At 68.4% G+C, this 20,105-nt stretch carries 20 protein-coding genes; 16 read left to right on the top strand and 4 right to left on the bottom strand.

The window, feature by feature from the left end:
* Positions 1-53: 53 nt before the first annotated feature.
* From ABNQ39_RS33835 to ABNQ39_RS33765, 15 genes are all read left to right on the top strand, one after another.
* Entirely contained in the window at positions 54-995 is a 942-nt protein-coding gene (locus tag ABNQ39_RS33835) for a LysR family transcriptional regulator (protein ID WP_428846425.1), read from the top strand.
* 213 nt (positions 996-1,208) lie between these two features.
* Positions 1,209-2,249 (top strand): TRAP transporter substrate-binding protein, encoded by a 1,041-nt coding sequence (locus ABNQ39_RS33830; RefSeq protein ID WP_376966772.1) that lies wholly within the window; start codon positions 1,209-1,211, stop codon positions 2,247-2,249.
* Between the two features lie 62 nt (positions 2,250-2,311).
* Positions 2,312-3,082 carry a class II aldolase/adducin family protein gene (locus ABNQ39_RS33825; RefSeq protein WP_376966770.1) on the top strand — a complete coding sequence of 257 codons (771 nt, stop codon included), beginning with the start codon at positions 2,312-2,314 and terminating at the stop codon, positions 3,080-3,082.
* 95 nt (positions 3,083-3,177) lie between these two features.
* Positions 3,178-4,242, top strand: coding sequence for a helix-turn-helix transcriptional regulator (locus ABNQ39_RS33820; protein WP_376966768.1), 1,065 nt, complete (start codon positions 3,178-3,180; stop codon positions 4,240-4,242).
* A gap of 32 nt (positions 4,243-4,274) precedes the next feature.
* Complete coding sequence (locus tag ABNQ39_RS33815) at positions 4,275-5,261, top strand: 2-dehydropantoate 2-reductase (RefSeq protein ID WP_376966766.1); 987 nt, start codon at positions 4,275-4,277, stop codon at positions 5,259-5,261.
* Between the two features lie 171 nt (positions 5,262-5,432).
* A complete protein-coding gene (locus ABNQ39_RS33810) occupies positions 5,433-6,467 on the top strand; it encodes a TRAP transporter substrate-binding protein (protein ID WP_376966764.1) in 1,035 nt (344 codons plus the stop codon).
* Positions 6,468-6,491: 24 nt separating this feature from the next.
* Positions 6,492-7,043, top strand: a complete 552-nt coding sequence (locus ABNQ39_RS33805; RefSeq protein WP_376966762.1) for a TRAP transporter small permease — start codon at positions 6,492-6,494, stop codon at positions 7,041-7,043.
* On the top strand, positions 7,040-8,371 hold the full coding sequence (locus tag ABNQ39_RS33800; RefSeq protein ID WP_376966760.1) for a TRAP transporter large permease: 1,332 nt from the start codon (positions 7,040-7,042) through the stop codon (positions 8,369-8,371). Before ABNQ39_RS33805 ends, ABNQ39_RS33800 begins: the two co-directional genes overlap by 4 nt.
* Positions 8,372-8,375: 4 nt before the next feature.
* Positions 8,376-9,056, top strand: coding sequence for a fumarylacetoacetate hydrolase family protein (locus tag ABNQ39_RS33795; RefSeq protein WP_376966758.1), 681 nt, complete (start codon positions 8,376-8,378; stop codon positions 9,054-9,056).
* On the top strand, positions 9,053-9,793 hold the full coding sequence (locus tag ABNQ39_RS33790) for a fumarylacetoacetate hydrolase family protein (RefSeq protein ID WP_376966756.1): 741 nt from the start codon (positions 9,053-9,055) through the stop codon (positions 9,791-9,793). Before ABNQ39_RS33795 ends, ABNQ39_RS33790 begins: the two co-directional genes overlap by 4 nt.
* Positions 9,794-9,852: 59 nt before the next feature.
* Positions 9,853-10,701: a 3,4-dihydroxyphenylacetate 2,3-dioxygenase gene (hpaD, locus tag ABNQ39_RS33785; protein WP_376966754.1), complete on the top strand. Its 849-nt coding sequence runs from the start codon at positions 9,853-9,855 to the stop codon at positions 10,699-10,701.
* Between the two features lie 16 nt (positions 10,702-10,717).
* Entirely contained in the window at positions 10,718-11,107 is a 390-nt protein-coding gene (locus tag ABNQ39_RS33780; protein WP_376966752.1) for a 5-carboxymethyl-2-hydroxymuconate Delta-isomerase, read from the top strand.
* Between the two features lie 15 nt (positions 11,108-11,122).
* Positions 11,123-11,926, top strand: a complete 804-nt coding sequence (gene hpaH, locus ABNQ39_RS33775; protein ID WP_376966750.1) for a 2-oxo-hept-4-ene-1,7-dioate hydratase — start codon at positions 11,123-11,125, stop codon at positions 11,924-11,926.
* Between the two features lie 20 nt (positions 11,927-11,946).
* Positions 11,947-12,771, top strand: coding sequence for a 4-hydroxy-2-oxoheptanedioate aldolase (gene hpaI, locus ABNQ39_RS33770; protein WP_376966748.1), 825 nt, complete (start codon positions 11,947-11,949; stop codon positions 12,769-12,771).
* A 28-nt stretch (positions 12,772-12,799) separates the two neighbouring features.
* On the top strand, positions 12,800-14,254 hold the full coding sequence (locus tag ABNQ39_RS33765) for an NAD-dependent succinate-semialdehyde dehydrogenase (RefSeq protein WP_376966746.1): 1,455 nt from the start codon (positions 12,800-12,802) through the stop codon (positions 14,252-14,254).
* A gap of 5 nt (positions 14,255-14,259) precedes the next feature.
* On the opposite strand, the gene hpaR is transcribed toward ABNQ39_RS33765, so the two are convergent.
* On the bottom strand, positions 14,260-14,682 hold the full coding sequence (gene hpaR / locus ABNQ39_RS33760; protein ID WP_376966744.1) for a homoprotocatechuate degradation operon regulator HpaR: 423 nt from the start codon (positions 14,680-14,682) through the stop codon (positions 14,260-14,262).
* Between the two features lie 336 nt (positions 14,683-15,018).
* On the opposite strand from hpaR, the gene hpaE reads away from it, so the two are divergent.
* Positions 15,019-16,542, top strand: coding sequence for a 5-carboxymethyl-2-hydroxymuconate semialdehyde dehydrogenase (hpaE, locus tag ABNQ39_RS33755; RefSeq protein WP_376966742.1), 1,524 nt, complete (start codon positions 15,019-15,021; stop codon positions 16,540-16,542).
* Between the two features lie 75 nt (positions 16,543-16,617).
* On the opposite strand, the gene ABNQ39_RS33750 is transcribed toward hpaE, so the two are convergent.
* From ABNQ39_RS33750 to ABNQ39_RS33740, 3 genes are all read right to left on the bottom strand, one after another.
* Positions 16,618-17,094, bottom strand: coding sequence for an Lrp/AsnC family transcriptional regulator (locus tag ABNQ39_RS33750; protein WP_098734844.1), 477 nt, complete (start codon positions 17,092-17,094; stop codon positions 16,618-16,620).
* A 369-nt stretch (positions 17,095-17,463) separates the two neighbouring features.
* Positions 17,464-18,426, bottom strand: a complete 963-nt coding sequence (locus ABNQ39_RS33745) for a DUF4862 family protein (protein ID WP_376966740.1) — start codon at positions 18,424-18,426, stop codon at positions 17,464-17,466.
* 90 nt (positions 18,427-18,516) lie between these two features.
* The gene (locus tag ABNQ39_RS33740) at positions 18,517-19,926 is read right to left on the bottom strand and encodes an MFS transporter (protein WP_376966738.1); all 1,410 of its coding nucleotides are present in this window, start codon (positions 19,924-19,926) and stop codon (positions 18,517-18,519) included.
* Positions 19,927-20,105 lie beyond the last annotated feature (179 nt).

Below are 20,105 nucleotides of genomic sequence, written 5' to 3'. Positions count from 1 at the left end.
GGCGATCCGGTATATGGTGGGAATGGATATGATTATGCCGGAAAACAGATAAATTGGACGTCACGCTCGAACGTATGCGCACCTTCGTCCGCGTGGCCGAACGGGGAAGCCTGTCGGCGGTCGCCCTTGAACTGGGCGTCGGCCAGTCGACGGTGACGCGCCATCTGCGGGAACTGGAGACGGCCGTCGGCGTGCCGCTGCTGAGCCGGACGACGCGGCGGGTGACGGTGACGGACGAGGGCGGCCGGTTCCACGCACAGTGCGTGCAGATCCTGCGGCTGGTCGATCTGGCGAGCGAGGAGGCGCGCAGCACCCGCGGCGCACCGGCCGGCACGATCCGCATCTCCTGTACGGCCGCGCTCGGTGTCCTGCATGTCAGCCGTCTGATCTTCGCGTTCCAGGATCTGTATCCGGACATCGCCATCGATCTCAGCCTCAGCGACGAGCGCATCGATCTCGTCCGCGACGGCATCGACATTGCGCTTCGTCTCGGACCGCTCACCGACAGCTCCTTGAAGCTGAAGCCGTTGGGCCAATCGAGGCGCCTGCTCGTGGCGGCGCCACAGTATCTCGCAAGGAGCGGGGTCCCGGCGCATCCGCGGGATTCGGGCACGCACGAAGGCATCCGGATGTCGAACATCGCCGGAAGCGACCTCCTCATCCTCGAAGGGCGGGGGGAGCGCCACGCACTGCCCTTCGGCGGACGGCTGCAGATGGATCATGGGCTTGCCGTGCGCGAGGCGCTCGCGGCCGGACGCGGCATCGCTCCCGCCCATCTCTGGCTGGTCGAGGACCTTCTCGCGGCCGGACGGCTTGCGCGGGTGCTACCGGATTATGAACCGCCCCCGGTGCCGCTCAGCATGCTGATCGTGCCGGAACGTGCGGGCATCGCGCGCGTCCGGCTGCTGGTCGATTTCCTTGCCGAGCGGATCGCGCAGATCCCCGGGATCGAACCGGGCACCGCCCGCGGCGGGAACCGCCTGGAACCGCAATAGAGCGCCTTGCACCGTCCAAAGGGGAAATCCAAAGCGGAAATGGCGCCGCAGCATGGGCCAGCCGCGCACGGTTCCATCGCAAAACTTCCGCCCGTTCCGGACAGCGCCTGCCCGGCGCGGATAGAGCAGGACGCCAGCCCCGCCTACCCTTGGAGAACACCGCCGCGAACACCGCCGGCGGACAGAAAAGCCAAGTCAACGGGAGGTCTAGGGATGAGCACTCTGCGCACGCTCACGTCGGCAATCGTACTTGCAACAGGACTGATGGCGTCGGTCGGCACCCATGCGGCCGAAACCGTGACGCTGAAGATCGCGCATTTCCTGCCCGGCGTGGCGCAGGTGCAAAGGCAGGTTCTCGAGCCGTGGTGCGACGATCTCGGCCGGGAGTTCGGCGGCCGCATCCGCTGCCAGTTCTATCCCGCGCTGCAACTGGGCGGCACGGCGGCCCAGCTGGTCGATCTGGCGCGCAACGGCGTGGCCGACATCGTGTGGACGGCCCCCGGCTATTCCACCGGCCGCTTCCCCAAGACCGAGGTGCTGGAGCTTCCGGGCATGCTGCCGGTCGGCGGCCTCGCGGGCGGGCGGGCGATCTGGACCTTCTATCAGGCGCATCTCCAGGACGAATACACCGCCTACAAGCTGCTCGCCCTGCATGGCGACGGCGGCATGACCATTCACACCGCGAACAAGCAGGTCGCCAAGGCGGCCGATTTCGCCGGGTTGAAGCTGCGCGCGCCGAACCGCACCATCGCCCGCACCCTGACGGAGCTTGGCGCCACCCCCGTCGCCATGCCGCCCGCCCAGATGACCGAGGCGATCTCCAAGGGTGTGGTCGACGGCGCGTCCGCGGTTTGGGAGGTCGTCGGCCCGACCAAGCTGGACGAGGTCACCCGCTTCCATCTGGAAACCTCGCCCGACGAGCCCGTCCTGGGCGCCACCGTCCTGGCCCTGCTGATGAACAGGAAGAGCTTCGACGCCATGCCCGCGGACCTCAAGGCGATCCTTGAGAAGAACAGCGGCATGGTCCTCGTCGAGCGTTTCGGGCGGGCCTGGGACGCCACCATCACCGCGACGCGCGACCGGGTGAAGGCACAGGGGCAGGCGGTCACCGTGCTGTCGGGCAGCGCCTATGACGAGGTGCTGAAGAAGCTGGAGCCGGTCACCGCCGAATGGATCGCCCAGGCGTCGGCCAAGGGCATCGACGCCGCCCCCCTCGCCGCCGCGGCCCGTCAGCTGGCCCCGCGGCCAAACTGACCATCCCACTGACGGCCCTGCCGATTTCGGCGCACCACCCATCAGGACCAGCGAGACCGGACATGAGCACAGCCCCCCGCTATTTCGAACAGCCCGCCCGTTTCAGCCCGGCCGAATGGCAGGCCCGCGTCAAGCTGGCCGCGGCCTACCGCATCTTCGACCATCTCGGCTGGTCGGAGCTGATCTACAACCACATCTCGCTCCGGGTTCCGGATGAGCCCGGCCATTTCCTCATCAACCCGTTCGGCCTGCATTATTCGGAGGTCCGCGCCTCCAACCTCGTGAAGGTCGATGTGGAGGGCAACATCGTCGGCCATTCGGACTGGCCGATCAATCCGGCCGGCTTCACCTTCCACGGCGCCATCCATGCGACCCTGCCGGACGCCCATTGCGTGATGCATGTCCACACCACCCAGACGCAGGCGGTCTGCTGCCTGGAGGACGGGCTGGCCTTCACCAACTTCTACGCCGCCCAGCTCTACGGCAAGATCGCCTACCATGATTTCGAGGGGATCACCGTCCATCTCGACGAAGGACGGCGCATCCTGGCCAGCGCCGGGGACAAGCCGGTCCTGCTGCTGCGCAACCATGGCCCGGTGGTGGTGGGATCCACGCTGGCCCAGGCCTTCTCGCTGATGTGGCTGGTCAACCGTGCCTGCGAGATCCAGTTGGCCACCCATTCGATGGGCCGGGCGCGGCAGATCCCGGTGGCGGTGCTGGAGAAATGCGTTGCCGACAGCCTGAATTTCAATCCGAAATACGGGGCCGGCGAGGACGCCTTCGCAGCGCTCACCCGCATCATCGACCGCATCGACCCGTCCTATCGGTCGTGACGGGACGACGTCAAAGGCCCCATTCCAAGATACTTGACTAATTAACATGTTAATCGCTTTATCGTTCGCGTACTCCACAAAGGGGCTTGCGAACAATGAACGGATGCGGTCTGGACGAAACGAGCCGGTCGGCCACCGATGCCCGGCTGCTGGGGCTGGAGGCGGAACGGGCCCTGGCCTCCCAGGCCGGCGACCAGACGGGGGACTGGGTCACCAGCGACCCCGACTGCGCCTCGGAGCGTCTGTTCCGCAACTACACCCCGCACCGGATGCGGGTGATCGGGCCGCCGCGCGATTTCCGCATGCGGCTGCGGGTCGGCTGGTCGGGGAGCATGGCCCTGCTGCGCTTCAACACCGGGGTGGAACTGTCGCAGGTGCCGACCGGCCGCTTCATCCTGGTGACGACGCAGGTCAGCGGCTGGTCCGAGATCGACACGCAGGGGCAGAGCTTCAGCGGCGGACCGGGATTGATGGTCGTCGATTCCGCGAGGTCGCCGGTGAGGAAGCGCTTCAGCGCCGACAGCGAGCGGCTGCATCTCCGCCTCGGGATCGCAGCGCTGGACGGGCTGTATGAGCGGCTGACCGGCAAGGCCCCCGCCCGCCCGCTGGAGTTCGCGCCCTGCATCCGGCCGGAAACCGCCATGCATGCCCGCTGGCAGTCGGTGATGCGGATGGTGCTGTCCTGCACCGCACCCTCCGCCGGCCCCGATACGGCTCTGGCCCCGGCCCTGCCCGACCTTCTGCGGAGACAGCTGGAGGAGACCGCGATGCTGATGCTGCTGACCGGGCATGAGCACAGCGGAGCGGAACAGATGGCGGGCACGCCGGCCACCCCCGCCCCGCGCCATGTCCGGGCGGCCGAGGAGTTCATGCGCGCCAATGCCGGGGAGCCGCTGACCCTGGCGGAGATCGCGGAGGCGGCCGGCGTCAGCATCCGGACCCTGACCGCCGGCTTCCGCAATTTCCGCGACCAATCCCCCATGCAGCAGTTGCGGGACATCCGCATGGCCGCCGCGCGGAACGATCTGCTGCAAGGAACCGGGACCGGAGGCGTGGCCGACATCGCCCTGCGCTGGGGCTTCGGCAATTTCGGACGCTTCGCCGGCGACTACCGCCGCCGCTATGGCGAGACGCCGTCGGAAACGCTGCGGCGGCGCTGATCATCCTTATAGACTGTGGAGACAGGACGTCGATGAAGACCTGCATCATCGGGGCCGGCGCCATCGGCGGCCTCATCGGCATCCGTCTGGCCCAGGCCGGCTGCGACGTGTCGGTCCTGGCACGCGGCGCCACCGCCGACGCGCTCCACGCCGGTCCCTGGAGGCTTGCCACCGCGGACGGGGAGGTCACGGGGTCCGTCCGGGTTTCCGATGACCTGACGGCGCTGGGGCCGCAGGAACTCGTCGTCATCGCCGTGAAAGGGCAGTCGCTGCCCGGCCTCGCCCCGTCGCTGACGCCCCTGATCGGGCCGCAGACCATGGTTCTGCCGGCGATGAACGGCGTGCCCTGGTGGTTCTTCCACCGCTTCGGCGGACCGCTCGCCGGGATGCCGCTGGACAGCGTCGATCCCGGCCGGCGGATCGCCGCCGCCATCCCGGATGAGGCGGTCATCGGCTGCGTCGTCCATGCCACCTGCTCGGTTGCCGAGCCGGGTCTGGTGCGCCACGGCTTCGGCAACCGGCTGATCGTCGGCGAACCGGACGGCAGCCTGTCGGCCCGCCTCGGCAGGCTGGCGGATTGCCTGACCGCGGCGGGGTTCGAGATCCTGTCCTCCCCGCGGATCCAGACCGAGATCTGGTACAAGCTGTGGGGCAACATGACGATGAATTCGGTGTCGGCGCTGACCGGCGCCACCTGCGACCGGATTCTCGACGATCCGCTGGTCGGCGGCTTCTGCCTGTCGGTGATGGCGGAGGCCGCCGAGCTGGGCCGCCTCATCGGTTGCCCCATCGAGCAGAGCGGCGAGGACCGCAACGCGGTGACCCGCCGGCTCGGCGCCTTCAAGACGTCGATGCTCCAAGATGCCGAAGCCGGCAAGCCGCTGGAGATCGACGCGCTGCTGGGGGCGGTGAAGGAGATCGCCGGGCGGCTGGGACAGCCGACCCCCAACCTCGACGCCCTTCTCGGCCTGACCCGGCTGATGGCGGGCACCCGCGGCCTTTACCCGGCAATGGACTGACCTTCCAAGACGGCGGCGCGCCCAAGCCACGCACAACGCGCTTGACTGTTTAACATGTTAATGTTTAACTCGTTAACAGCATCACACACCATCAATGAACAACGCGCCGACAAGAGGACGGGCGGACCCTTCGGTCCGCTCAGTCCCCCGCGCATCGGTGGAGGAAACCCCATGCTGAAAACGATCCGGCCGGCGGCACTCGCCCTGGCCACGCTGCTGCCGCTTGCCGTCTCCAACCCTGCCGCCGCCGCGGACGGCGTCTCGCTGAAGATCACGCATTTCCTGCCGCCGGGCGCCCCGGCGCAGAAGCAGGTGATGGAGCCCTGGTGCAAGACCCTGGGCGAACAGTCGGGCGGACGCATCACCTGCCAGTTCTATCCGGCGATGCAGCTCGGCGGCACGCCGGCGCAGCTGGTCGATCTGGCGAAGAACGGCGTCGCCGACATCGTCTGGACCGCCCCCGGCTATTCGGCCGGCCGCTTCCCGGTCATCGAGACGATGGAGCTGCCCTTCGTCGTGCGCGACGGGCTGTCGGGCAGCCGGGCGGCCTGGGACTTCTACCAGCGCCACGCGGTGGAGGAGTTCGCCGCCTACAAGGTGCTGGCCGTCCATGTCGATGGTGGCGTCGCCTTCCACACCGCCGGCAAGCCCATCGCCGCGGTGGACAGCCTGAAGGGGCAGAAGCTGCGCGCCTCCACCCGCATGGTCTCCAAGCTGCTGACCGCGCTGGGTGCCACCCCCGTCAACATGCCGCCGGCCCAGGTGACCGAAGCGATCTCCAAGGGGATCGTCGATGGCGCCATGGGCGCGTGGGAGGTGGTGACGCCGACCAAGCTGCAGGAAGTGACGAAGTTCCACACCCAGCCGCCGGCCGGCCAGCCCTACTACTCCACCACGGTCCTGACGCTGCTGATGAACAAGGAGCGCTACCAGTCGCTGCCGGCCGACCTGAAGGTGGCGATCGACCGCAACAGCGGCCCGGCGCTGGTCGAGAGCTTCGGGCAGGTCTGGGACCGTGTGACCGCCGACACCCGCACCCTGGTCGCCAAGGACGGCGGCACCATCCAGAACCAGGATCCCGCGGATTACGAGGCGATGCGCGCCGCCGCGGCGCCGGTCGAAGCCGAATGGCGCCAGGACATCGCCAAGCGCGGCATCGACGGCACCGCCCTGGTGGCCGACGCCCGCGCGCTCGCCGCCCGCTGATCCCCCTCGCGGAGACCCTTCATCATGCATGAACCCATCGGAAGCCCGGACTTCCGGCCAAGGAGCGCGGGCGAGCGTGCCCTGCTGCTTGCGGCGAAAGGCTTCGCCCTGGCCGGCGGCGGCATCTTCATGGCGCTGATCGGCATGTCGCTGCTGTCCATCTTCGGGCGCAAGCTGGCCAACCTGCCGATCACCGGCGACGTGGAGCTGATGCAGGTCGGCACCGCCGTGGCCGCCTGCGCCTTCCTGCCGCTCTGCACCATCCTGGGCGAGAATCTGCGCGTCGATTTCTTCACCGAAACCGCCCCGGCCTGGATGCGCCGTCTGCTCGACGCGGTGGCCGACCTGCTGCTCGGCGCGCTGGCCCTGCTGCTGGTCTGGCGCACCGGTCTCCAGGTGATCGACATCCGCGAGGCGGGAGAGGTGACGCCGCTTCTGGGCCTGCCGGTCTGGATGCCGATGCTCGCCATGCTGCCCAGCCTCGCCCTGACGGCGCTGTGTGCGCTGACCCGCGGCTGGCGCGACCTGACATCCAACGAACGACAGACGGCCGGCACGGCGGAGGTGGCACGATGAGCGGGACCGCGATCGGACTTGCCGGCTTCGCCGGGCTGATGGGCATGCTGGCGCTGCGCGTCCATATCGGCGTGGCGATGTTCATCGCCGGCGGCGCCATCTATCTGACCATCAACGACGGCCAGACCGCCGCCCTGCTGTTCACCCTCAACAACCTCGCCTTCGCCCGGCTGTCGAACTACGACCTGTCGGTCATCCCGCTGTTCCTGCTGATGGGCCAGTTCGCCACCCATGGCGGGCTGTCGAAGGCGCTGTTCCGCGCCGCCGGCGCCCTGATCGGCCATTGGCGCGGCGGTCTGGCGATGGCCTCCACCGCCGCCTGTGCCGCCTTCGGCGCCATCTGCGGATCGTCGCTGGCGACCGCGGCCACCATGGGCCAGGTGGCGCTGCCGGAATTGCAGGCGCGCGGCTATTCCGGGCGGCTGGCGACAGGAACTCTGGCGGCCAGCGGGACGCTGGGCATCCTGATCCCGCCGTCGGTGCCGCTGGTCGTCTATGCGGTGCTGACGCAGGAATCCATCGGCAAGCTGTTCGTCGCCGCGGTGATCCCCGGCGTCATCGCAGCCCTCGGCTATGTCGCGGTGATCGCGCTGATCGTGCGGCGCAACCCGGCCGCCGGCCCGGCCAGCGCCCCGTTGCCCTGGTCGGAGCGGCTGCGCGCCCAGCTCGGCGTGCTGCCGGTGCTGCTGGTCTTCCTAGTGGTGATCGTCGGCATCTATGACGGCTGGGCCAACCCGACGGAGGCCGCCTCCATCGGCGCCGCCGCCTGCGGCCTGATCGCCTTCGCCTCGGGCGGCATGCGCTGGCCGCAGCTGGTTGCCAGCATCTACGGCACCGCCCAGGCGACCGCCATGATCTTCGTCGTGCTGATCGGCGCCGACCTGCTGAACTCGGCGCTGGCGGTTTCGCAGATGCCGGTGGAGCTGGCCGCCTGGGTGCGCGACAGCGGCATGCCGCCGCTGCTGGTCCTGTTCAGCATCATCGGCATCTACATCCTGCTGGGATGCGTGATGGACTTGCTGGCGATGATCCTGCTGACCATCCCGATCTTCTACCCGGTGGTGATGGGCCTCGACTTCTTCGGCATGGACGCCACCGACAAGTCGGTCTGGTTCGGCATCCTGGCCCTGATGGTGGTGGAGATCGGCCTCGTCCATCCGCCGGTCGGCATGAACCTCTACGTCATCAACCGGCTGGCGCGCGGCGTGCCGATGCGCGAAACCGCCTGGGGCGTCATGCCCTTCCTGGCATCCGACCTGCTGCGCATCCTGCTGATCGTCTTCGTGCCGGGCATCTGCCTGTGGCTCGTCCATGCCTTCGGAGGCTGACACCATGCAAACCGTTTCCCCTCAGGGAATGGCCCAGGGAATGGTCTACGGCGTGATCCTGAACGACCGTCCCACCCTGGACCGCCTCGGCCCGGCCCTGTCGCAGCCGCCCTATGGCGCGCCGCCGAAGGCGCCGATCCTCTACATCAAGCCCTACAACACCCATGCCGGCACCGGCGCCTCGGTTCGGCTGCCGCGCGGGGCGGAGCGGGTGGAGCTGGTGGCGACGCTGGGCCTCGTCATCGGCCGCGACGCCACCGCCCTGGACGAGGCCACGGCGATGGACGCGGTCGCCGGGCTGCGCCCGATCCTCGACGTCAGCCTGCCCAACCCGTCGTTTTACCGGCCGCCGGTGCGCGAACGCTGCTTCGACGGCTCCTGCCCGATGGGCGAGACGCTGCCCTATGCGGCGGTGGCGGGGCTGGAGGCGCTGACCCTGCGCACGCTGGTCAACGGCACCGTGGTGGCGGAGCGCAGCCTGTCCGATCTGGTCCGCCCGCCGGCCCGGCTGCTGGCCGAGGTCACCGGCTTCATGACCCTGCGGGCCGGCGACATCCTGCATCTGGGCATCGCGCTGAGCGGGCCGCAGGCCGGGGCCGGCGACCGCGTCCGGTTGGAGATCGACGGCTTCGCCCCCCTGGACATCGTCATCGAAGACGCCGCGGCGGAAGGAGAAACGCCATGAAGCGCGCCCGCATCCTGCTGGACGGCACGGTCCATGCGGCCGTCGAGGAACAGGGACGGTTGCGGCTGTCCGACGGCCGATTAATTGCTCCCGAAGCGGTCGATTGGCTGCCGCCGGTGGAGCCGCGCACCGTCTTCGCCCTCGGCCTCAACTATGCCGACCACGCGAAGGAACTGGCCTTCAAGGCGCCGGAAACGCCTCTGGTCTTCCTGAAGGGGCCGAACACCATCGCCGGCCATCGCGCCAGCACCCGGCGCCCGGCCGACGCCACCTTCATGCATTACGAATGCGAACTGGCGGTGGTGATCGGCCGCACCGCCCGCGACGTGCCGCGCGACCGCGCCTATGAGGTGGTCGCCGGCTACAGCGTCGCCAACGACTATGCCATCCGCGACTATCTGGAAAACTACTACCGCCCGAACCTGCGGGTGAAGAACCGTGACGGCTGCACGCCGCTCGGCCCCTGGCTGGTGGACGCGGCGGACGTGCCCGATCCGATGAACCTCCCGCTGCGCACGCTGGTCAACGGCCGGGTGACGCAGGAGGGCAGCACGCGCGACATGATCTTCGACGTGACGCACCTGATCGCCTACCTGTCGTCGATCATGACCCTGTCGCCGGGCGATGTCATCCTGACCGGAACCCCGGAAGGACTGGCGGACGTGGTGCCGGGCGATACCGTCACCACCGAGATCGAGGGCATCGGCAGCCTCGTCAACCACATCGTCGCCGGTTGACGGTTTTTCAGACATCCATCGCCAAGCCGGGCCGAACCGGCCGCATTCCGGAGGAAAGCATGGGCAAACTCGCACTCGCCGCCAAGATCACCCACGTCCCGTCCATGTACCTGTCGGAGCTGGACGGCCCGCACAAGGGGTGCCGCGACGCCGCCATCGCCGGACACCGGGAGATCGGCCGGCGTTGCCGCGACCTCGGCGTCGACACCATCGTGGTGTTCGACACCCACTGGCTGGTCAATTCCGGCTACCACGTCAACTGCGCCGCCCATTTCGAGGGCGTCTACACCAGCAACGAGCTGCCGCACTTCATCAAGAACCTGCCCTACGCCTATGACGGCAATCCGGCGCTCGGCCACCTGCTCGCCAGCAAGGCGACGGCGGCCGGGGTGAACACGCGGGCGCATTCGGAAACCTCGCTGACGCTGGAATACGGCACGCTGGTGCCGATGCGCTACATGAACGAGGACCGCCGCTTCAAGGTGGTGTCGGTCTCCTCGCTCTGCACCGTCCACGACCTGAAGGACAGCGCCACGCTGGGCCGCGCCGTCCGCCGCGCCATCGAGGAGGAGTATGACGGCACCGTCGCCATCCTCGCCAGCGGCTTGCTGTCCCACCGCTTCGCCCAGAACGGCGTGTCGGAGCAGTATCTGCACAAGATGTGGGACCCCTTCCTGGAGCAGGTCGATTTGCGCGTGGTCGATCTGTGGCAGCGCGGCGAGTGGGCGACCTTCACCGCCATGCTGCCGATGTATGCCGAGAAATGCTGGGGCGAGGGCTACATGCACGACACCGCCATGCTGTTTGGCGCGCTGGGCTGGGACCGCTACGAGGGCAGCGTCGACATTGTCACGCCCTATTTCGCCTCCTCCGGCACCGGCCAGATCAACGCCGTCTTCTCGGTCTGAGGCGGGAGGGCCGACCATGCCGCATCTGACCGTCGAATATACCGGGAACCTCGGCGAACAAGCCGACATCCCGGCGCTGCTGCGCAAGGCCAATGCCGTGCTGATCGCCCAGGGCGGCGTCTTTCCGACCGGCGGCATCCGCTCCCGCGCCATCCGGCTGGAGGATTTCTGCGTGGCGGACGGCACGGCCGACGACGCCTTCGTCCACCTGACGCTGAAGATCGGCGCCGGCCGCAGCGCCGAGCAGAAGATGAAGACCGGCGACGCGCTGTTCGCCATGGTCAAGGACCATTTCGCGGCGCTCTTCGCCAGCCGCTTCCTCGCCCTGTCGCTGGAGATCCAGGAATTCAGCGAGGCCGGCACCTGGAAGCACAACAACATCCACGGCCGCTACAAGGCCGCTTGAGACGAGGCATTCCCCATGCTCAGTTCCGATGCCGTCCGGGCCGCCGCCGCGCGCCTGCACGAGGCGGAGAAGACCCGCGTCCAGACCCGCCAGATTTCCCTCGACCACCCCGACATCACCATCGAGGACGCCTATGCCATCCAGCGCTGCTGGGTGGAGGCGAAGATCGCCGGGGGGCGCAAGGTCATCGGCCACAAGATCGGCCTGACCAGCCGGGCGATGCAGCAATCCTCGCAGATCGACGAGCCGGATTACGGCACCCTGCTCGACGACATGCTGTTCCCCGACGGCGGCGACATCGCCATCGACCGCTTCATCGCCCCGATGGTGGAGGTCGAGCTGGCCTTCATCCTGAAATCGCGGCTGGAGGGTCCGAACGTCACCCTGTTCGACGTGATGTCGGCCACCGACTATGTCATTCCGGCGCTGGAGATCATCGACGCCCGCTGCCATCGCGTCGATCCCGACAGCAAGCGCCCGCGCAAGGTGATGGACACCATCTCCGACAATGCGGCGAATGCCGGCATCGTCATGGGCGGCCGGCCGATGCGGCCGCTGGACACCGACCTGCGCTGGGCCGCCGCCCTGCTCTACCGCAACGGCGTGATCGAGGAGACCGGCGTCGCGGCCGGCGTGCTGAACCACCCGGCCAACGGCATCTGCTGGCTCGCCCGCCGCTTCGCACCGCATGGCGTGGCGCTGGAGCCGGGGCAGGTCGTGCTCGCCGGTTCCTTCACCCGCCCGGTGCCGGTCAAGGCCGGCGACACGGTCCATGCCGATTACGGCCCCTTCGGCTCCATCGCGCTGCGCTTCGTGTAAAGATCCCAAGGAGTGCATCGATGAAGAACCCGGAAAACACCTTCAAGCGGGCGCTGGCGACGGGACAGCCGCAATTCGGCCTGTGGCTCGGGCTGGCCGACGCCTACTGCGCGGAGATCGCGGCCGGGGCCGGCTTCGACTGGCTGCTGATCGACGGCGAGCATGCCCCGAACGACCTGCGCGGCATCCTGGCCCAGCTCCAGGCCATCGCCGCCTATCCCAGCCATCCCATCGTCCGCCCGGTGGTCGGCGACGCGGCGATCGTCAAGCAGATGCTGGACCTCGGCGCCCAGACCCTGCTGGTGCCGATGGTGGAGACGGCGGAGCAGGCGGCGGCGCTGGTCGCCGCCACCCGCTATCCGCCCGGCGGCATCCGCGGGGTGGGCAGCGCGCTCGCCCGCGCCTCGCGCTGGAACCGCATCGGCGGCTATCTGGACGAGGCCGACGGCGAGATCTGCCTGCTGGTGCAGGTGGAATCCGCCCGCGGCCTGGACAATCTCGACGCCATCGCCGCGGTGGAGGGGGTGGACGGCGTCTTCTTCGGCCCGGCCGACCTGTCGGCATCGCTCGGCCTGCGCGGCCAGCCGGGACATCCGACCGTGCGCGCGGCCATCGAGAACGGCATCGCCCGCACCCGCAAGGCGGGCAAGGCCGCCGGCGTGCTGGCGACCGACGAGACGCTGGCCCGCGCCTATCTGGCGGCCGGCGCCCTGTTCGTCGGGGTCGGGGTGGACACCACCCTGTTCGCCCGCGCCGCCGCCGACCTGGCCGCCCGCTTCCGCCAGCCATCTGCCTCGCCGACGACCTCTCCGACGGCGGCCACTCCGGCGCCCGGCGGCTACTGACCGCCCCAGCCCCGCAGGATACAAATCCATGATCGATTTGACCGACAGCACCCTGCTGCGCGAGCGCTGCTTCGTGGCCGGCGCCTGGATCGACGCCGACGACGGCGGGCGCAGCCCCGTCACCGACCCGGCGACCGGCGCCACCATCGCCCATGTCCCGCGCTGCGGCACCGGGGAGACCGCGCGCGCCATCGCCGCCGCCGAGGCCGCCTTCCCCGCTTGGCGGGCGGAAACCGCCGGCCGCCGCGCCGCCCTGCTGCGCCGCTGGTTCGAGCTGATCCTGGAGAACCGCGAGGATCTCGCCCTGCTGATGACGCGGGAGCAGGGCAAGCCGCTGGCCGAGGCACGTGGCGAGATCGATTACGCCGCCTCCTACGTCGAATGGTTCGCCGAGGAGGCGAAGCGCCTCTATGGCGACGTCATCCCGTCCCCCCTGCCCGACCGCCGCATCGTCGTGGTGAAGGAGCCGGTCGGCGTTTGCGCCGCCATCACGCCGTGGAATTTCCCGGCGGCGATGATCACCCGCAAGGCGGCGCCGGCACTGGCGGCCGGCTGCACGATGATCGTCAAGCCAGCCGAACAGACGCCGCTGTCGGCGCTGGCGCTGGCGGCACTGGCCGAGCGCGCCGGCATCCCGCCCGGCGTCTTTTCGGTGGTGACCGGGCCGGCACGGCAGATCGGCGCGGTGCTGACCGCCAGCCCGGCGGTGCGCAAGCTGACCTTCACCGGCTCCACCGAGGTCGGCCGGCTGCTGATCGGGCAATGCGCCGGCACGGTCAAGCGGCTGTCGATGGAACTGGGCGGCAACGCCCCCTTCATCGTCTTCGACGACGCCGATCTCGACGCGGCGGTCGCCGGTGCCCTGGCCTCCAAATACCGGAACGCCGGCCAGACCTGCGTCTGTTCCAACCGCTTCCTGGTGCAGGACGGCATCTATGACCGCTTCGCCGCCCGGCTGTCGGAGGCGGTGGCCGCGATGACGGTCGGCAACGGGCTCGAGGACGGCGTGCAGCAGGGGCCGTTGATCGATGCCGCCGCCCTGGCGAAGGTGGAGGAGCTGGTGGCCGACGCCACCCGGTCCGGCGCCAGCGTGGCGGTGGGCGGCCGGCGCCATGCGCTGGGTGGCACATGGTTCGAGCCGACGGTGCTGACCGGCGTCACTGCGTCGATGCGGGTGGCGGTGGAGGAGATCTTCGGCCCGGTCGCTCCCCTGATCCGCTTCACCGATGAAGCCGAGGCCGTGCGCCTCGCCAACGACAGCGACTACGGCCTCGCCGCCTATCTGTTCACCCGCGACCACGCCCGCGTCTGGCGCGTCGGCGAAGCGCTGGAATACGGGATGGTCGGCATCAACACCGGCCTGATCTCCACCGCGGTGGCGCCGTTCGGCGGGGTGAAGCAATCCGGCTACGGCCGTGAAGGCTCCCGCTACGGCATCGAGGATTATGTGGAGATCAAATATCTGTGCATGGGGGGACTGTAGCCCCCCTACTCCTCCTCGCCGCCGCCGTCCGCACCGCCCAGGCAATCGGCGAGTTCGTCGAGCAGCCCGTACAGCGTCGCCAGCCGGTCGGCGCCGAAGGCCTCGGTGATTTCGGCATAGCGCCGTTCGCTGTGGGGGGCGATCAGCGCGATCATGTCGCGGCCGGACGGCGTGATCGAGATCTGGGCCGCCCGCAAATCCTTGTCCTCGATCCCGCGCTGGATCAGCCCGCGCTTTTCCAGCGTGCGCAGGATGCGTGACAGGCTGGGCATGCTGATGCTGCTGACCCGCGCCAACTCGCCGGCACGGAACTCGTCCGCCGTGGTCAGGGCGCGCAGCACCCGCCACTGCTGTTCGGTCAGGTCATGTTCGTGCAGCAGCGGACGGAAGCGCGCCATCACCGCCTCGCGCGCCTTAAGCAGCGCCATCGGCAGGGACCGGCGGAAGGCCCGCATCTCGCCAGCGGACTGCCCGGTTACTCCTGTGGGTTCTGCCGCCGCGGCTTTTCTGGAAGGTCTGCCCAAGGCTCCGGCCTCATCTGGAAAGAGTAGACGCATGTCTGGAGGTTTCCCGCACCATAACGCGGCGGCCCTGCGCAGGGAAAGCGCTTGACAGCACCGCAGCGCGATTTATATAACATGTTAAATATTAACAAATCAAGTTCTCCGCCGGGCGCGCCGCCCGCGGCACCCCCCGGCCCGCCATATCCCGGCCCCGCATAGCACCACCCAACAAGCGCCAACCAAAACCTGGAGTGAAACGCCATGGCATCCGCTTTCGAAACAAATCTCGCAACCGCGGAACGGCTCCTGACCCGGTTCCGGGATCGTCCGCTCGGCCATTTCATCGACGGGCGGGAGGTGCCCGGCCAGTCGGAGCGGCTGTTCGACAATCTGTCCCCCATCGACAGCGGGATCATCAACCGGGTCCATGCCGGCAACGCCGCCGACGTCGATGCCGCCGCGACCGCGGCGCAGCGCGCCTTCCCCGCCTGGGCCGCCCTGCCGGGCACCGAGCGCAAGCGCATCCTGCACCGGGTCGCCGACGGCATCCTGGCGCGGGCGGAGGAGATCGCCGTGCTGGAAAGCCTGGACAGCGGCCAGCCGATCCGTTTCATGAGCAAGGCCGCCGAACGCGCGGCGGAGAATTTCCGCTTCTTTGCCGACCGGGCGCCGGATGCCGCCAACGGCCTGTCGCTGCCGGCCAAGGACCATCTGAATTTCACCGTCCGGCAGGCGCTGGGACCGGTGGCGGTCATCACGCCCTGGAATACGCCCTTCATGCTGTCGACCTGGAAGATCGCCCCGGCGCTGGCCGCCGGCTGCACGGTGGTCCACAAGCCGGCGGAGTGGAGCCCGCTGACCGCCATGCTGCTGGCCGAGATCATGGCCGAAGCCGGCGTGCCGGCCGGCGTCGCCAATCTGGTCAACGGGCTGGGCGAGGAGGCCGGCAAGCTGCTGACCGAGCATCCGGCGATCAAGGCGGTGGCCTTCGTCGGTAAATCGACCACCGGAAGCCACATCATGGCCCAGGGCGCCCCGACGCTGAAGCGCGTCCATTTCGAGCTGGGCGGCAAGAACCCGGTCATCGTGTTCGACGACGCCGATCTGGACCGGGCGCTGGACGCCGTGGTGTTCATGATCTACAGCCTGAACGGCCAGCGCTGCACCTCGTCCTCGCGCCTGCTGGTGCAGAGCGGCATCCATGACGCCTTCGTCGACCGGCTGGCGGAGCGTGTCGCCCGCATCCGCGTCGGCCACCCGCTGGATCCCGCCACCGAGGTCGGCCCGCTGGTGCACGAGCGCCATCTGAACAAGGTTCTGAGCTATTGCACCATCGCGCAGGAGGACGGCGCGACGGTCAAGGTCGGCGGCGTCCGCGCCGGAAAGCCGGGCAGCGGCGGCAACTATGTCCGTCCGACGCTGTTCACCGGCGCGAACAACCGCATGCGCATCGCCCAGGAGGAAATCTTCGGGCCCGTCCTGACCGCCATTCCCTTCCAGGACGAGGCGGAAGCGGTCGCGGTGGCCAACGACGTCGCCTATGGGCTGGCCGGCTATGTCTGGACCCGCGACGTCAGCCGGGCCAACCGCGTGGCGCTGGAGCTCGATGCCGGCATGGTGTGGATCAATTCGGAGAACAACCGCCACCTCCCTACCCCCTTCGGCGGCATGAAGGCCAGCGGCATCGGCCGTGACGGCGGCGACTACAGCTTCGACTTCTATATGGAGACGAAGAACATCTGCGTGGCGCTCGACACCCACACGGTGCCGAAGCTCGGCGCCTAAGTCACAGCGTTCGTGCGTTGAAAGCCGGGGCGATGCGGCGGACGATCCGTCCGCTGCACCGCCCCCCGCGCGCTATCACATCTGGAACAGCGTCGTCAGCGGCATGTGGGCACGCACGATCGGCGACTTCAGCACGACATAGCTGAAATATTTGTCGATGCCGATGTCCATGTCGGTCAGCTTTTCCATGATCTCCTGATATTCGCCGATGCCGGAGGTGACGAACTTCAGCATGTAGTCGTAGCCGCCGGACACCAGATGGCATTCCAGCAGCTGTTCGATCTTCTTGACGGCGGCCAGGAAGCGGGCGAAATCGACCTGCCGGTGGTTCTTCAGCGTCACCTCGGTGAAGACGGTCAGGGTCTGCCCCAGTTTGCTAACATTGATCTGCGCCGTGTAGCCTTCGATGTAGCCTTCCGCCTGGAGCTTCTTGACCCGCATCAGGCAGGGGCTGGGCGACAGATTTACCAGTTCGGCCAACTCGACGTTGGTGATCCGGCCGTTCTTCTGGAGCTGATGCAAAATCTTGATGTCGATGCGGTCCAGCTTCATGGGGAACCCATCCGGTTCGAAGGCGGGGGGCGGAACGACGGCAGCAGATAATTCTGCCGGGCATGGCGGGGGAGCTTAACACGGACCGCCCGCCTGTCGACGGCCGAGTGGCTTTCTTTCGGCAGAACAAAGCACCGGGCTTTCCGTCATCGACAGAAGATAATGCCGTTCAGTCTGCCAAAGCAGCGCCCGCCGATCCGCGCCATGGCTGGGTGGTGCCATGCCGTAATCGGAGACCCGCGCCATGCCCGCCCCTTCGCAAACCATCCCGTCTCCCCCGAGCCTGTCCGAACAGGCGGAAACCGCAACCCGCCGTCCCTGTCAGGGCCTGCGAAAACGAACGCGGTGTTCTCTCCGCTTCACACGTGGTCAGGGCGACGTGCCATCGAGTGCGGCGAGCGTGCCGCGGATTGCGGCGATGCGGTCCTTCACGGTGGTTTGCGGCGGCCGTACCGCGACCTTGACGCCGTCATAGAGCAGGCCGCTGCCGGCGGCGTCGAGCGTCGCCACCACCGTGAAGCGGTCCATGACGAAATCGGGCATCTGCTCGCGGAGCGGCGGATGCACGTCGCTCCAGGCCATGCCGTAGGCGCCATCGCGATCCGTCGCGCCGGAAAACATCACGCCGCGCAGCAAGCCGGCGGAGCGCAGGCGCTGCACATGCCGTTCGGGCGCCGACGCGTCCCGCTCCTCTATGGCCGAGCGGCCCCAGTTCACCGCCATTCCCGTGGGCGTCGGCGACTTTGCCGCGGCAGCCGCAACGGCCTGGATCTCGATGCCGAGGGGAAGCAGGCCCTTCTGCCAAGGCAAGGTCGCGGTGCGGGCGTCGCAATGTTCGAGGACGACGGCGATGCCGTCCCAGTCCCACGCCAAAATCTCGCACAGCGACCGCTCCAGCGCCTCGCCGCCCAGCCCGGCATCGGCCGGCGCCAGCGTCGGAAACGACTGAAGCTCGACGGCGACGATGCGCTGCCCGCGCGCTAGGCAGTCCAGGGCGGCCTCGCGGGCCGACGCAACCAGTTGGACCGCCCGCTCGCGTCCATCGCGGTCGGGTGAGGCCAAGCCGACGGACGGAGCCTTGGCAGCCATCGTCGCCGCAGCCCCGATCAGGGTCAGCACATGCCCTCCCCGCCCCCCTCGATTGCCGAGCAGCTCGGCCAGAAGCGGGGCATCCTGCTCCCAGCCGGGCGCGCCCCAGGAAATCTCCAGGCCGTCGACACCGGGAAGAGAGAGAACCTCCTCCAGAAACGCCCTGCGCTCATGAGCCTCATCCGGCTGGGCGGCATAGGCGCCGACGACGCGGAGGGGCTTGTAACGATGCTCGGTGGTCATGGCTGTCAACTTTCTCTCTCGCGGGCAGTTTTTCACGGGTGCGGGGGGCGCAATCCCGGATCGCGCCCCCCGCACTGGCCGTCGCACGGGTCAGGTGCGGCCGGAAGACCGGGCTTCGCCCCATTCGGCATCCGTCGGCGTGTTCAGGTCGCGGTCGAGGGTTTCGGGCAGCGAGTAGGTGGCCAGGAACGACACCAGCATGGTGACGGCCATGTAGATCGCGACCGGAACCCAGGAATTGCCGTACCAGGCGAGCAGCGAGGCGCACAGCAGCGGGGCGATGCCGCCGCCGATGATCGACGAGAACTCCCGCCCCAGCGTCACGCCGGCATAGCGGTAGCGGCTGCCGAAGATCTCCGGGAAGAAGCTCATGTGCACGCCGGTCACGCCCTGGGCGGCGACCATGTAGCCGAACACGATGATGGCGGTGATCAGGACCGGCAAGCCGGTGTTGAGGCCGGGGAAGACCAGGAACGGCGTGACGACGAGGATCCCGGTCAGCACCAGCGTCATCCGCCGGCGTCCGAAACGGTCGGACAGGCTGCCGGTCAGGAAGGCGGCGAAGGAGGCGGCGATGGCGGCGGCAAGCTGGACCGGCGGAACGAAGTGCGTATCGACCCCCACCACATTGATCAGGTAGGAGATCATGAAGACCTGATAGGTGTAGGACTGGGTGGATACGCCCCAGTTCATCAGGATGACCTTGATGACGTTCTTCTTGCCATGCTTCGCGACGACGCGGAGCGGAGCCTGGTTCTTGACGTCCACCTTCTTCTTGAGTTCGAGGAAAACCGGGCTTTCGGACAGCTTCAGCCGGATGACGAAGGCGGCGATGGTGACGACGATGCTGCTCCAGAAGATCGCGCGCCAGCCCCAGCTCATCAGCGCTTCATTGGGAAGCTGCTGTGCGCCGATCCAGGCGACGGCGCCCAGCGCGGTGCCGAAGGCGGCGCCCACCATGATCAGCGACGACAGCCGGCCGCGCTGGCCCAGCGGAGCCGTTTCGGTCAGCAGCGTGGCGCCGCCCGACTGCTCGGCGCCCGCGCCGAAGCCCTGGAAGAAGCGGCAGAGCACCAGCAGCAGCGGCGCCCAGACGCCCGCCGTCTCGTAGGTCGGCAGGCAGCCGATGGCGAAGGTCGCCCCGCCCATCAGGAACAGGGTGGTGACCAGCACCCATTTGCGGCCGAACTTCTCGCCGTAATGCGAGAAGAAGAGGCCGCCGAGCGGCCGGGCGAGGAAACCGATGGCATAGGCGCCGAAGGCGGCGATGATGCCGGCCGCCGGGGAGATCGTCGGGAAGAACAGCTTGCTGAAGATCAGGGCCGACGCGGTGCCGTAGATCACGAAATCGTAATTCTCGAGCATCGTGCCGATAAGCCCCGCCAGCGCGGCGCGGCGCACATTCTTGGCGTCGGCAGGAGTGGCGGCAGGAGCGTCGGCAGGGGCATCTGCCCGGGCGATCCGTTCGGTTTCCGCGATGGAGCTGGATATCTGAGACATGTCCTGCTTCCTTCATCAACCACCGCAGCGGTGGAGCAATGAGCGTGCGCGGCCGGAACCGCGCGATGAGGGGCCGCGCGATGAGGGGCGCGATCGTGAGGGTGCCGGCGATGGACAAGCCGGCCGGTGCGGCGCCAGCGAATGGCCCAACGGTTGGACCCGTCCGGGCTTGCCGCCGG

Origin of the sequence: Azospirillum sp. A26, from assembly GCF_042604635.1 — a bacterium.
GTDB lineage: Bacteria > Pseudomonadota > Alphaproteobacteria > Azospirillales > Azospirillaceae > Azospirillum > Azospirillum palustre.
This window is presented reverse-complemented; position numbering and strand designations above follow the sequence as displayed.